We start from the raw sequence: 14097 nt of genomic DNA, 5'->3' as shown, positions 1-14097 counted from the left end.
TGTTCAGCCCATATGTCTGAACACCCTTTTCTTATGATATTTGTTTGTTGTGCGTGTCAGTCTTTGTGTCTGAAACCGGCCAGCACTCAATGCCATTATGGTTTTTGAGCACATCTTTATAAAAGACCGGATCCTTGCCTGCTTTTTTCTGGCGTGTATAGTCTTTCAGCGCAGTAAAAACGATCTTTGATAGTAAGAAAATCGCGATTAAATTCACGACGACCATCAAACCCATGAACAAATCAGCAAGATCCCAGACGAGCTGGACTTTGGCAACACAGCCAAACACGATCATTGCCAGCACGCCGATACGGTAGACAAAAATCAGTTTTTTGCTTTTGTTCAAAAAGCCGATATTGGTTTCGCCATAATAATAGTTTCCAATTAAAGCACAGAATCCGAATAACAAAATCAGAATGGCGAGAAAGCCTGATGCCCATGATCCGACATGGGAGCTGAGAGAGGCTTGTGTCAAGGCGATTCCGCTCAGACCCGGAGTATGATAGGCATCCGAAAACAGGATGATAAAGGCGGTGCTTGTACAAATGACCAGTGTATCCGTCAGTACACCAAAAGCTTGGATCAGCCCCTGTTTGACGGGATGGCTTGTTGTGGCGGTGGCAGCGGCATTCGGTGCACTTCCCATTCCCGCTTCGTTTGAAAAAATTCCCCGTCTGACGCCTTGCATGAGTGCCGCGCCCAAAGCCCCGCCGGCGGCCTGATCAAAACCAAACGCATTTTTCACGATTAGCGCAAGCACACTTGGCAGCTGCGTAATGTTGGTGAAAATGACGAAAAACGCAACTCCGATATACAGGACAGCCAATACGACGACAATGGATTCAGCCAGCTTTGCAATGCGCTTGACTCCGCCAAAAATAATCGTGCCGAATACAGCAATTAAAATGAGTCCCAATGTCAGGCGGTTTGTGCCAAACGCGTTTTCAAAGGCAAGGCTGACTGTATTGGATTGAACCGAGTTGAAGACGATACCGAACGATAAGGTGATTAACACAGCGAACAGCGCGCCCATCCACCTTTTGTTCAGCCCTTTTTCCATGTAATACGCCGGCCCGCCGCGGAAGCCGTTTACATCTTTTACTTTATAAATCTGAGCCAGTGTGCTTTCCACAAAGCTGGATGCTGATCCGATAATGGCGATAATCCACATCCAGAAGATTGCCCCGGGCCCGCCGAGTGCAATGGCGATGGCAATGCCCGTAATATTTCCCGTTCCGACACGGGCCGCCATGCTGATGCAAAAGGCTTGAAACGGAGAAATGGTGTTTTTCGACCGGGAAGCAGCACCTTCTCTTAATACCCTGACCATTTCTTTCAGCATGCGAACCTGTAAAAACTTAAGCCTGAACGTAAAATAGATTCCCAGAGAAAGGAGCAAAACAATTAATAGCTTTGACCACAAAAGATCATTTGCAATACCGACGATATGTTCTAGGATTTGCTGCATACAATCACCTCTTTTTTCATATTTAAAAAATGCTGAGCTCCCATTCCTGCGCCATATGCTTCAGCAGCATACCGCCAGTGAGGCTGTTGCCGTATTCATCAATGGCAGGCCCGTAAATGCCGATGCCGCATCCGGATTGAAAAGGCTGTTCTCTTCTGGCGCTTGGAGGCACCAGCGCCATGATGCCGCCGGAGACGCCGCTTTTGGCCGGCACGCCGACAAACGCCGCATATTTGCCTGAAGCGTTGTACATGCCGCACGTCAGCATTAATGCCTTGGCTAATTTTGCCACATCTTTTGGAATCACCTGCTCGCGTCGAATCGGATGATACCCGTCATGAGCAAGGATCAGGCCGATCAACGCAATATCTTCTGTAGTGCTCTCCATAGCGCATTGCTTCAAGTACACCTCAAGTGTTTCTTCTACTTCAGCTTCTAAAAAGTTTGTTTCTTTTAAATAGTAGGCCAGCGCTCTGTTGCGGTGGGCGGTTTCCCATTCAGAACGGAATACTTCCTCATGAATTCTCGGCCGTTTTCCTATCAAAGTTTCCATCACCGAGTAAAGAAACTCGAGCTTTTCGTATGCCGATTCTCCGGGAAGGATCGAAGCGATGGTGAGGGCACCCGCGTTGATCATGGGATTGAACGGCTTTCCCGGCTTGTTGATTTCGAGCCGAATAATTGAATTAAAGGCGTCACCTGTCGGCTCGACATCCACGCGGTCCAGCACATAGGGAATGCCGCGGCTCATGCAGGCGGCAATAAAGCTAATCACTTTTGAAATGCTTTGCAGGGTAAAAGAGACGTTCCAGTCGCCGGCGTGTATCATCGTTCCATCAGGCTCCAATACACAGATGCCGAGCTGTGAATCATTGACTTTTCCTAAAGCGGGGATATAGTTTGCGCTTTGTCCATTGGCGGCAAAAGGGCGATAGTATTCAACCCAATCATGAAGCTGTAACGCCGGGTTTATGTCTTTCTGGTGCTCTTTTATCAATTCTTTCATCGAATTCCTCCTCACTGATTTTTTTCTTAAAGGACTGAGGTGTATCAAAACGAAGGCTAAGGGGGCGTTAAACGCTTTCATAATAGCGGAAGGTATAATTACTGTATAATGGAGACTACAGAATCATACAAAATACGACAAAAACATTTTGAAAATAAGCAGTAAGATTTATAAAAACCTCATGTTCTGGGTCAAAAGCAATTTGCAGGTTTTCTCCCGATTCCCCAAAATAAAAAGCGAGGATGTGATCAACATAAAACTGGAACGGTTTATTGAAAAAGACGGATATATACTGGCCCTCATGCTGATTACGGTGCCGCTGGCCGGTGAACTGAAATTTTATCCCCTCAATGAAGAATTCCGGGTCAGCTTTGGGGCACCGGTTTTTTTCTTCTTTTTATCATTGTTGCGGCATGTGCCCGCTGTGCTGCCGGGTTTTCTGACTGGAGCGGCTGTTTTCATCTTTCGCGTCTTTCTGGAATTATGGGGCGGAGGACACAATGGGCTGACTCCGATTCTGTATGATCAAGCGTCTGGCTTTTTCTTTTATATGACTTACGCCTGTCTGTTTTCCATATTAAAGGCCAATCGTTTCCGTGAACGGCCGATTATGCTCGGTTTCATTGGGTTTATGATTGAAGTTGTGTCAGATTGTGTCGAGCTGGCTGTACAATTTCTCATTTTTCATACGGTTGTCACGCCTGAGAAAATCACTGACATTGCGGTGATTGCGATTTCTCACACATTTATTGTGATGAGCTTTTATAGTGTGCTGAAGCTATATGAAACACAATCGAGAGAAAAACAGACAAGGCAGCAGCACGAGCACATGCTGATGATCGTTTCCAATTTATATGAAGAAACGGTGCACCTAAAAAAGACATTGAAAACGACAGAGAAAGTGACAAACGATTCGTATCAGCTCTATCGGGAAATCAAGGGAAAGGATGTTCAGCTGAGCGGCAGAATCCTGAGACTGGCCGGAGAGATTCATGAAGTGAAAAAGGACAACCAGCGGATATTCGCAGGGCTTTCAAAACTGATTTCGAATGAGAGTTTGAGAGATTATATGAGGCCTTCTGATTTGCTGCAGCTCGTGATTCGAATGAATGAAAAGTACGCTGAAGCACTAGGGAAGCAGATTGATTTTTACTGCTCGATCGAGGGAGAGCATGACGAATATCACGTATTTATCGTGCTTTCGATCATTAATAATCTAACAGCAAATGCAGTAGAGGCTATGGATGAAGAGGGAATGGTCAGCCTGAGGCTCCGTAAGCCAAATGAGAGTATGGTAGAATTCCAGGTGGAAGACAATGGCCCCGGGATTTCCGAGAAAATCGGAGACATTGTGTTTGACCCGGGCTTTACTTCAAAATATGACGAATTTGGCACGCCTTCTACGGGTATCGGACTTTCCTACGTAAAGGAAATCGTGACAGAGCTAGAAGGGGATATCACGTTTGATAATCAGCAGCGGGGAGTGGTGTTTGCCATCAGGCTGCCTGTCCGGCATTTGATTCAGAAAGGGTGAACCAAAAGCTATGCGTTTTTTTATTGCAGATGATGACCGTGCGGTGCGGTCAATTTTAAGGCAGATCATTGAGGACGAAGATCTCGGGGAAGCTGCTGGTGAAGCAGACGACGGAAGCCAAGTGGAAGGGCATATGCTGCAATTTAAGCAGATTGATATTTTATTAATCGATCTGTTAATGCCCGGAAGAGACGGCATTGAGACGATTCGTCAGATCCAGAATATGTACTCCGGCAAAATCGTAATGATCTCTCAAGTGGAGGCGAAGGAAATGGTCGGGGAAGCGTACTCGCTCGGCATCGAATATTTTATCCATAAGCCGATTAACCGCATTGAAATTGTCGCGGTTCTCCAAAAGGTGAAGGAGCGGATCGAGCTTGAACACTCGATTGGAGCCATTCAGCATTCTCTAAGCCGGCTTGTTAATCGGACTGAACGGAAAGCGCGTCCCCAGCAGAAGAGTGACAGCGGTTTAAAAGAGGCAGGAACATTCCTGTTGTCCGAGCTGGGCATGATGGGAGAAGGCGGCGCACATGATCTCATGGCGGTCCTGCAGTATTTAGCAGAACACGAGCAATCCGAGCCGCACGAAAAACAAAGCCCTTCGCTAAAACAAATATTCACCCAAGTAGCGGTACGGAAGCTGGGGACAGGGGCCTCACAGACGGAAGTCAATCGCGAAATAAAAGCCTCGGAGCAGCGTATCCGCAGAGCGATTATCCATTCGCTGCACCATTTTGCTTCATTGGGCACAACTGATTTTTCGAATCCAAAATTTGAAACCTATGCATCGAAATTCTTTGATTTTCCGGTTGTCAGCCAGAAAATGAAAGAACTCCAATCCAAGGATGCAAAACCCCTTGCACCTGCTAGAATAAATATGAAAAAATTCATCCACGTGTTTTTTTTGGAAGCAAAGCTTTTGCATGAGACGATGAAACAAAGAAGGATATAAACCAAACAGCCGGCTGACCAGGCTGTTTTTTTGCTGCGCAGAATCCCGGCCGGACAGTGATTTACCCTTTTATAAAATATCAGAAAATAAAGATATTGACTTATTGTTTATTTGTCTTACAATTAAACAAAAGGATATATGGGGAAGGAGCGGATGTGAAAGAAAAATTAATAAAAGCGCTTACAGATAGAGGCTGTATACACAAATAACAGGAGGTTATGTTGATGAGCCGTATCAGAAAAGCACCCGCTGGAATTTTAGGTTTTCCGGTTGCTCCTTTTAACACACAAGGAAAACTGGAGGAAGAAGCTCTTTTTCAAAACATTGAGTTTTTGCTGAATGAGGGCTTGGAAGCGATATTTATCGCTTGCGGGTCTGGTGAATTCCAATCTCTCAGCCAGAAGGAATATGAGCAAATGGTGGAAGTCGCAGTCTCGGCAGCCGGAGGAAAGGTGCCGGTCTACACGGGGGTGGGCGGCAACCTCAGCACAGCGCTTGATTGGGCGCAGCTGTCGGAGAAAAAAGGCGCCGACGGCTACTTGATCCTGCCTCCGTATTTGGTGCATGGCGAACAGGAGGGGCTGTACCAGTATGCGAAAACGATTATTGAAAGCACTGACTTGAACGCGATTCTTTATCAGCGCGATAACGCAGTTCTCTCTGTTGAACAGATCAAACGTCTGACCGAATGTGAACAGCTTGTCGGTGTCAAAGACGGGGTAGGAAATATGGATTTGAATATCAACCTCGTCTATACGATCGGCGACCGCTTAGGATGGCTCAACGGAATGCCGATGGCTGAAGTGACGATGCCGGCATATCTGCCGATCGGGTTCCACTCTTACTCTTCAGCGATTTCAAATTATATCCCGCATATTTCGCGAATGTTCTATGATGCATTGAAAAACGGAAATGACGAGCTTATGAAGGAACTCTATCGGCATGTGATTCTGCCGATCAACGATATTCGCAAACAACGAAAAGGCTACGCCGTATCCTTGATTAAAGCCGGTATGGAAATCATGGGTTTGAATGTAAGGAATACAGCCAGACCGCCTGTCGGCCCGGTTGAAAAAGATCATTATCAGCAATTGGAAGCAATTTTGAAGCAGGCGGCTGACCGTTTTCCGAAAAAAGCCGCGACGGTTTGACCAGAAAAAACACGAAAGGGGCAATGGGCATGTCTGTGATCACGGAACAAAACACGTACCTCAACTTTATTAACGGAGAGTGGGTTAAGTCTCAATCAGGCGATATGGTCAAGGTCAAAAACCCTGCCGATGTGAATGATATTGTCGGATATGTACAGAATTCAACGGCTGAAGATGTGGAACGTGCCGTCGCCGCCGCCAATGAAGCCAAAACGGCTTGGAGAAAGCTGACGGGTGCCGAGCGCGGCCAATACTTATACAAAACAGCGGATATCATGGAGCAGCGCTTGGAGGAAATCGCCGCCTGTGCAACGCGTGAAATGGGTAAAACATTGCCGGAAGCGAAGGGAGAAACAGCCCGGGGGATTGCCATTCTGCGCTATTATGCCGGAGAGGGCATGCGAAAAACGGGTGACGTCATTCCGTCTACTGACAAAGACGCGCTCATGTTTACCACCCGTGTTCCGCTCGGTGTGGTCGGCGTGATTTCTCCGTGGAATTTCCCGGTGGCGATCCCGATTTGGAAAATGGCGCCGGCATTGGTATACGGCAATACCGTTGTCATCAAACCGGCGACAGAAACAGCTGTGACATGCGCGAAGATCATTGCCTGCTTTGAGGAAGCGGGGCTCCCGGCAGGGGTCATCAATTTGGTGACAGGCCCGGGTTCTGTTGTCGGGCAGGGGCTTGCTGAGCATGAGGGTGTAAACGCCGTTACGTTTACCGGTTCAAATCAAGTCGGAAAAATCATCGGGCAAGCCGCTTTAGCGAGGGGAGCCAAGTACCAGCTTGAGATGGGCGGCAAAAACCCTGTCATCGTAGCTGATGACGCTGACCTTGAAGCTGCGGCCGAAGCTGTCATAACGGGGGCCTTTCGTTCAACCGGCCAGAAATGTACCGCGACAAGCCGTGTCATTGTACAAAGCGGAATTTATGAGCGCTTTAAAGAAAAACTGCTCCAGCGCACAAAAGATATTACAATCGGAGACAGCTTAAAAGAGGATGTCTGGATGGGACCGATTGCCAGCAAGAATCAGCTTGATAACTGCCTGTCATACATTGAGAAAGGCAAACAGGAGGGGGCTTCCCTTTTAATAGGAGGAGAAAAGCTGGAGAACGGAAAGTATCAAAACGGCTATTATGTTCAGCCTGCCATCTTTGACAATGTGACATCTGAGATGACAATTGCCCAGGAGGAAATTTTCGGTCCGGTGATCGCCTTGATCAAGGTGGACTCGATGGAGGAGGCACTGAACATCGCCAATGATGTGAAGTTTGGTTTAAGTGCATCCATCTTTACGGAAAACATCGGCCGAATGCTTTCTTTCATTGATGAAATCGATGCCGGACTGGTTCGGATCAATGCAGAAAGCGCAGGTGTTGAGCTGCAGGCTCCCTTTGGCGGCATGAAGCAGTCGAGCTCCCACTCCCGAGAACAGGGTGAGGCAGCGAAGGACTTTTTCACAGCGATCAAAACCGTTTTTGTGAAGCCGTAATGGTGCTGGAAAGAGGCATGCGTCTCTTTCCCGGCTTTATCACAGCCAGCATATGATTCTCTACTTTGAAAAGGAGAAGATACTATGAAAAAAGACTTTGCGAATGTTACACCGGCGGGCAAAAAAACGTCCGTGCGCTGGTTCATCGTGTTTATGCTGTTTCTTGTGACCTCTATTAACTACGCGGATCGAGCGACGCTTTCCATCACCGGAGATTCCGTCCAGCATGATTTGGGATTGGACTCGGTCGCCATGGGATATGTCTTTTCTGCCTTTGGCTGGGCCTATGTCATCGGACAGCTTCCGGGCGGCTGGCTGCTGGACCGTTTTGGTTCAAAGACTATCATTGCGTTAAGCATCTTTTTCTGGTCGTTTTTTACGCTGCTGCAAGGGGCGATTGGCTTTTTCTCCGCCGGCACAGCGATTATCCTGCTGTTTGCACTGCGTTTTCTGGTTGGTTTATCAGAAGCGCCTTCATTTCCCGGAAACGGCAGAGTTGTTGCCTCATGGTTTCCAAGCTCCGAGCGCGGGACAGCTTCAGCCTTTTTTAATTCAGCACAATACTTCGCAATCGTCATTTTTTCTCCTTTAATGGGCTGGCTTACCCACTCTTTCGGCTGGCATTCCGTCTTCGCTGTTATGGGTATTGCGGGCATTCTTCTGGCTGTCATCTGGCTAAAAACGGTGTATGAACCGAAAAAACACCCAAAGGTTAATGAAGCTGAGCTTGCGTACATCGAACAGGGCGGCGGGCTGATTTCCATGGATGACAGTAAAAGCAAACAAGAAACAGAATCGAAATGGCCGTATATCAAACAGCTGTTAACGAACCGCATGCTGATTGGCGTGTACATCGCGCAATACTGTATTACGACTCTCACCTATTTCTTTCTCACGTGGTTTCCGGTATATTTGGTTCAGGCCCGCGGCATGTCTATTCTTGAAGCTGGGTTTGTCGCTTCCCTGCCGGCGCTGTGCGGATTTGCCGGCGGCGTGCTTGGGGGCATTGTGTCAGACATCTTGCTCAAAAAAGGCCGTTCACTGACCTTTGCTAGAAAAGTGCCAATCATTGCCGGCATGCTGCTGTCTTGCAGTATGATTGTCTGCAACTACACAGATTCAGCATGGCTCGTCGTTGTCATTATGTCGCTCGCGTTTTTCGGAAAAGGCTTCGGCGCATTGGGTTGGGCTGTCGTGTCGGACACGTCTCCGAAAGAATGTGCAGGATTAAGCGGCGGTTTGTTCAACACTTTCGGGAATATTGCCTCAATTACAACACCGATTATTATCGGATACATTGTCAATGCCACTGGATCTTTCAATGGCGCGCTTGTGTTTGTCGGCGCTAACGCGATTGCGGCGATCCTCAGCTATTTGCTGCTGGTCGGGCCGATCAAACGGGTAGTGTTAAAGAAACAAGAACAAGACCCCGATCAATCGTTGCCTGTCTAATATTTATGAAAGCGCTTTATAAAGGGAGGAAAATGCATGAGTTCACCGATACAAGAGCAGGTTCAAAAAGAGAAAAGATCGAATATTCCCTCAATTACTGAAATGAAGGTGATTCCTGTTGCGGGACATGACAGCATGCTGCTGAATCTAAGCGGAGCACACAGCCCGTTTTTTACCCGGAATATCGTAATCTTAACGGACAGCAGCGGAAATCAGGGAGTCGGCGAGGTGCCTGGCGGAGAGCATATTCGGCGCACACTGGAGCTGTCAGAGCCGCTTGTTGTCGGAAAATCTATCGGTGCGTACCAAGCGATATTGCAAACGGTCAGAAAGCAGTTTGGCGATCAGGACAGGGGAGGGCGAGGAAACCAGACGTTTGATTTGCGCACCACTGTGCACGCCGTCACCGCACTGGAAGCGGCTTTGTTAGATTTGCTTGGAAAGTTTCTTCAGGAACCGGTCGCGGCTTTGCTGGGCGAAGGGAAGCAGCGTGATGAAGTAAAAATGCTCGGTTACCTCTTTTACATCGGCGACCGAAAGCGGACGACCTTGCCGTATCAAAGCGATGAGCAGTCAGATTGCGCGTGGTTCCGTCTGCGCCATGAGGAAGCGCTGACGCCGGAGGCCATTGTGCGTCTTGCCGAATCCGCACAGGAGCGCTATGGCTTTCAGGATTTCAAGTTGAAAGGCGGGGTGCTGCGGGGAGAAGAGGAAATCGAAGCTGTTACCGCATTATCGAAACGTTTTCCAGAGGCAAGGATCACTCTTGATCCGAACGGGGCATGGTCATTAGAGGAAGCTATTGCATTATGCAAAGGAAAGCAAGATGTGCTCGCGTATGCGGAAGATCCATGCGGGGATGAGAATGGCTACTCCGCTCGTGAAGTAATGGCTGAATTCCGCCGCGCGACAGGGCTTCCGACTGCGACAAATATGATTGCGACTGATTGGCGGGAAATGGGTCACGCGATTCAGCTCCATGCGGTCGATATACCGCTGGCTGATCCGCATTTTTGGACGATGCAAGGGTCGGTGCGGGTTGCGCAAATGTGCCATGATTGGGGTTTGACATGGGGCTCGCACTCCAACAACCACTTTGATATTTCCCTTGCGATGTTTACCCATGTGGCAGCAGCGGCTCCGGGGCGGATCACGGCGATTGATACCCATTGGATCTGGCAGGACGGGCAGCGATTAACGAAACAGCCTTTTGAGATTTCTTCTGGCTGTGTCAAGGTGCCGGATAAGTCTGGACTAGGCGTCGATATTGATATGGAACAAGTGGAAAAAGCGCATGAGATCTATTGGAAAATGAATTTAGGCGCACGGAATGACGCGATCCCAATGCAGTTCCTGATCAGCAACTGGGAATTTGACCGGAAGCGTCCATGTCTTGTGCGATAAGTTTGATTGTAAATATTGTCATATCCGCTATTTTGTCTTACAATTGAACAACTGAAGGGAGAGTTGTTCGTGTACGAAGGTTTAGAAGATTTGAAAGTCGATACAGTCAATCGGAAAACATTAGCCAAGCAGGTCATCGAACGGATTGTCCATTTATTATCGAGCGGACAGTTGAGGGCCGGAGACAAATTGCCGACAGAAATGGAACTGATGGACATTTTGCATGTCAGCAGACCGGTGCTACGGGAAGCACTCAGTTCACTTGAAACGCTGGGCGTCATTACGAGAAAAACACGAGGGGGCACATATTTCAACGATAAAATCGGCATGCAGCCATTTTCCGTCATGCTTGCTTTGGCCACTGATAATCTTCCGGCTATCATTGAAGCGCGGATGGCGCTAGAACTCGGACTCGTGACAATTGCCGCGGAAAAAATCAATGAGGAAGAGCTTCAGCGTTTGCAGAAGACGATCGACGATATTACCAACAGCACTGACAATCATTATGGTGAAGCGGATAAAGAGTTCCATCGAATTATTGCGTTAAGCGCCAATAACCCCGTCGTTGAAGGGATGATTCAGTCCCTGCTGATCACCCATGCGAAAATTGACAGCCAAATTCCGTACAGGGAGAGAGATGTAACGGTCGAATATCACAAAAAAATCTACGACGCCCTTGCCAAAAGAGATCCGTACAAAGCACATTACCACATGTATGAGCATCTGAAATTTGTCCGTGACAAAATTCTAAAAGGAATGGATGAAAAATAATGGTGAGCAACCGCAGTTGAAACGTAAGAGCTGCGGTTTTTTTAAAACCAATTTAGAAAACGCTTACTAAGTTATGAGGAGTGATTTTCATATGGCGATGAACCTCGGGAAGAACCAAGCGCCCCTTTACATCAAAGTGCATGAAATAGATAACACCGCGATTATTGTAAATGATGGAGGACTGCCACAGGGCACTGTTTTCTCATGCGGGCTCGTACTTGAAGAGGATGTTCCTCAAGGCCATAAGGTGGCCCTCACCGATCTCAATCAAGGGGACGAGATCGTGCGTTACGGAGAGGTGATCGGATTTGCTGATGAGACGATCAAATGCGGGAGCTGGATACGGGAAGCCCTCGTAAGAATGCCCGCTCCTCCGGCGTTAGACGATCTTCCTCTCGCAAACAGGGTGCGGCAGCCGCGGCCCCCTCTTGAAGGCTACACGTTTGAAGGGTACCGAAATGCGGATGGCAGTGCAGGGACAAAAAATATCCTCGGCATCACGACAAGTGTTCAATGTGTTGTTGGCGTTTTGGATTATGCAGTCAAACGAATAAAAGAAGAGCTGCTGCCGAAATACCCAAATGTCGATGACGTTGTGCCGCTGCATCATCAATACGGATGCGGCGTGGCGATCAATGCGCCCGACGCTGTCATTCCGATCCGCACGATTCAAAATCTTGCGAAACATCCGAACTTCGGCGGAGAAGTAATGGTAATCGGATTGGGATGTGAAAAGCTCCTCCCGGAAAGAATTGCCTCCGAAAATGATGATGACATTCTATCGCTCCAGGATCACCGAGGTTTTGCGGCGATGATCCAATCCATTTTGGAAATGGCGGAGGAACGGTTAATCAGGCTGAACAGCAGAACCCGGGTGTCATGTCCTGTTTCGGATCTGGTTATCGGCCTGCAATGCGGCGGCAGTGATGCGTTTTCCGGCGTGACGGCGAACCCTGCCGTGGGGTATGCGGCTGATTTATTGGTTCGCGCAGGTGCAACGGTTTTGTTTTCTGAAGTGACAGAGGTGCGGGATGCCATTCATTTATTAACGCCGCGGGCTGTCAGTGAAGAGGTCGGACAATCACTGATCAAAGAGATGAAGTGGTATGACAGCTATCTCCGGCGGGGAGACGCAGACCGAAGCGCAAACCCGTCACCAGGCAATAAAAAAGGCGGATTATCCAATGTGGTGGAAAAAGCGTTAGGTTCGGTGGCGAAATCAGGCACAAGCCCCATCTCCGGCGTGCTCGGCCCTGGTGAAAGAGCAGAGCAAAAAGGCCTGCTGTTCGCGGCGACACCGGCAAGCGATTTTGTGTGCGGCACCCTGCAGCTGGCTGCGGGCATGAATCTGCAGGTGTTTACGACAGGGAGGGGAACACCATATGGCCTGGCTGCTGCACCGGTGCTGAAAGTATCGACTCGGCATTCCTTATCAGAGCATTGGGCTGATTTAATCGATATCAATGCCGGCCGAATCGCGACAGGAGAGGCCAGTATCGAAGACGTAGGCTGGGAAATCTTCAGGACGATTTTGGATGTGGCAAGCGGCCGCAAACAAACGTGGGCAGACCGTTGGGGCCTTCATAATGATTTGTGCTTGTTTAATCCTGCTCCAGTGACTTGATTCATTTTTTTATAGCGATTAGATGGAATATGATGTAAAATACAATTAACGTATAGGAAACGGAGGGGTTACAGCATGGCATTCATTAGATTCCGAGTGACACGAATTCAATAGTGAGCAACTCTCGCCTGAATGCGGGAGAATCGGGATGAATCCGCCTATGTATGAGCCCTTATATGGTTATTAAAAAAGAGGGTGGCGATGCCTGCCTTCTTTTTTCTGCCTCCAAACATCCCCTCTCTCTCCTTCAGGGCGGAGCATGAGAAAGGGGAAATGGGATGACAAACCTTACCGAAAAACAGATGATCACGGAGATTGTCGGGCTTGCACGCAGCCAAGGTTTGACGGTTCATTCTGAGAACGCGCAATTGAATGAAACCGGAATGGACTTTCAAGTTGTATTTGCCAAGGACGACACAGGTATGCCATGGGTGCTGCGAAAACCGCGGCGAAGTGATGTTGTGGAAAGAGCATCTGCAGAAGGCATAACGCTTGCCTTTCTCCGCGCGAATCTGACTGCTGATGTGCCGGATTGGAGAATTCACACGCCGGAATTGATCGCTTACCCAATGTTAAAAGGAACGCCGGCGGCCGGGATTGATTTGGAACAAAAGCAATATGTTTGGAATATGAATCATCAGCCGCCATCAGACGATTTTGTCCGTACACTTGCTGGCATACTGGCTGAATTACATGGCACGGATCAAATATCTGCTGGGCAATCCGGAATAGAAGTGATAAGGCCAGAAGATTTCAGGCAAATGACAGCAGACTCTATGGTTGATGTGAAGAATAAGCTTGGCGTATCTACGACGCTTTGGGAAAGATGGCAAAAGTGGATAGATGATGATGCATACTGGCCGGGTTTCTCTTCTTTGATACACGGCGATCTCCACCCGCCGCATATCCTTATCGATCAAAATGGACGTGTCACAGGACTTCTGGATTGGACAGAAGCGAAGGTTGCTGACCCAGCCAAGGATTTTGTTCTTTATCAAACCATTTTCGGAGAAAAAGAAACTGCCCGTTTGCTTGAATACTATGATCAAGCAGGCGGCCGAATATGGGCAAAAATGCAGGAACACATTTCAGAGATGCAGGCGGCGTATCCGGTGGAAATCGCCAAGCTAGCTCTGCAAACACAGCAGGAGGAACACATCAATATGGCGCTGGAAGCACTTGGTGTAACATCGGATTAAGAATTGACTTCGTTTCATGAACCGAGTATTATAAACT

At 48.2% G+C, this 14097-nt stretch carries 11 protein-coding genes; 9 read left to right on the top strand and 2 right to left on the bottom strand.

Going from position 1 to position 14097, the window contains the following annotated elements; genetic code table 11:
* Nucleotides 1-31: 31 nt before the first annotated feature.
* Nucleotides 32-1468, bottom strand: a complete 1437-nt coding sequence (locus RAC86_RS06735; RefSeq protein ID WP_017694994.1) for an alanine/glycine:cation symporter family protein — start codon at nt 1466-1468, stop codon at nt 32-34.
* A 22-nt stretch (nt 1469-1490) separates the two neighbouring features.
* Entirely contained in the window at nt 1491-2474 is a 984-nt protein-coding gene (locus RAC86_RS06730; protein WP_014475676.1) for a glutaminase, read from the bottom strand.
* Nucleotides 2475-2775: 301 nt separating this feature from the next.
* Between RAC86_RS06730 and glnK the strand changes: the two genes are divergently transcribed.
* The 9 genes from glnK to mphK all read left to right on the top strand — a co-directional run bounded on the left by glnK (nt 2776) and on the right by mphK (nt 14060).
* Nucleotides 2776-4008 (top strand): two-component system sensor histidine kinase GlnK, encoded by a 1233-nt coding sequence (glnK, locus tag RAC86_RS06725; protein WP_230488403.1) that lies wholly within the window; start codon nt 2776-2778, stop codon nt 4006-4008.
* 10 nt (nt 4009-4018) lie between these two features.
* Nucleotides 4019-4963 (top strand): glutamine utilization two-component system response regulator GlnL, encoded by a 945-nt coding sequence (gene glnL / locus RAC86_RS06720; RefSeq protein ID WP_041335234.1) that lies wholly within the window; start codon nt 4019-4021, stop codon nt 4961-4963.
* A gap of 224 nt (nt 4964-5187) precedes the next feature.
* Entirely contained in the window at nt 5188-6114 is a 927-nt protein-coding gene (gene kdgD / locus RAC86_RS06715) for a 5-dehydro-4-deoxyglucarate dehydratase (protein ID WP_377885443.1), read from the top strand.
* Nucleotides 6115-6143: 29 nt separating this feature from the next.
* Nucleotides 6144-7610 carry an alpha-ketoglutaric semialdehyde dehydrogenase GucD gene (gene gucD / locus RAC86_RS06710; RefSeq protein WP_377885442.1) on the top strand — a complete coding sequence of 489 codons (1467 nt, stop codon included), beginning with the start codon at nt 6144-6146 and terminating at the stop codon, nt 7608-7610.
* Between the two features lie 84 nt (nt 7611-7694).
* Nucleotides 7695-9062 (top strand): glucarate transporter GudP, encoded by a 1368-nt coding sequence (gudP, locus tag RAC86_RS06705; protein ID WP_038428315.1) that lies wholly within the window; start codon nt 7695-7697, stop codon nt 9060-9062.
* A 36-nt stretch (nt 9063-9098) separates the two neighbouring features.
* Entirely contained in the window at nt 9099-10466 is a 1368-nt protein-coding gene (gene gudD, locus RAC86_RS06700; RefSeq protein WP_377885441.1) for a glucarate dehydratase, read from the top strand.
* A gap of 69 nt (nt 10467-10535) precedes the next feature.
* Nucleotides 10536-11237 (top strand): FadR/GntR family transcriptional regulator, encoded by a 702-nt coding sequence (locus RAC86_RS06695; RefSeq protein ID WP_377885440.1) that lies wholly within the window; start codon nt 10536-10538, stop codon nt 11235-11237.
* Between the two features lie 91 nt (nt 11238-11328).
* The gene (gene garD, locus RAC86_RS06690) at nt 11329-12861 is read left to right on the top strand and encodes a galactarate dehydratase (protein WP_377885439.1); all 1533 of its coding nucleotides are present in this window, start codon (nt 11329-11331) and stop codon (nt 12859-12861) included.
* A 278-nt stretch (nt 12862-13139) separates the two neighbouring features.
* Nucleotides 13140-14060: a macrolide 2'-phosphotransferase MphK gene (gene mphK / locus RAC86_RS06685; RefSeq protein WP_326145543.1), complete on the top strand. Its 921-nt coding sequence runs from the start codon at nt 13140-13142 to the stop codon at nt 14058-14060.
* Nucleotides 14061-14097: the final 37 nt, after the last annotated feature.

Source organism: Bacillus sp. LR_5 (genome assembly GCF_042709275.1).
This window is presented reverse-complemented; position numbering and strand designations above follow the sequence as displayed.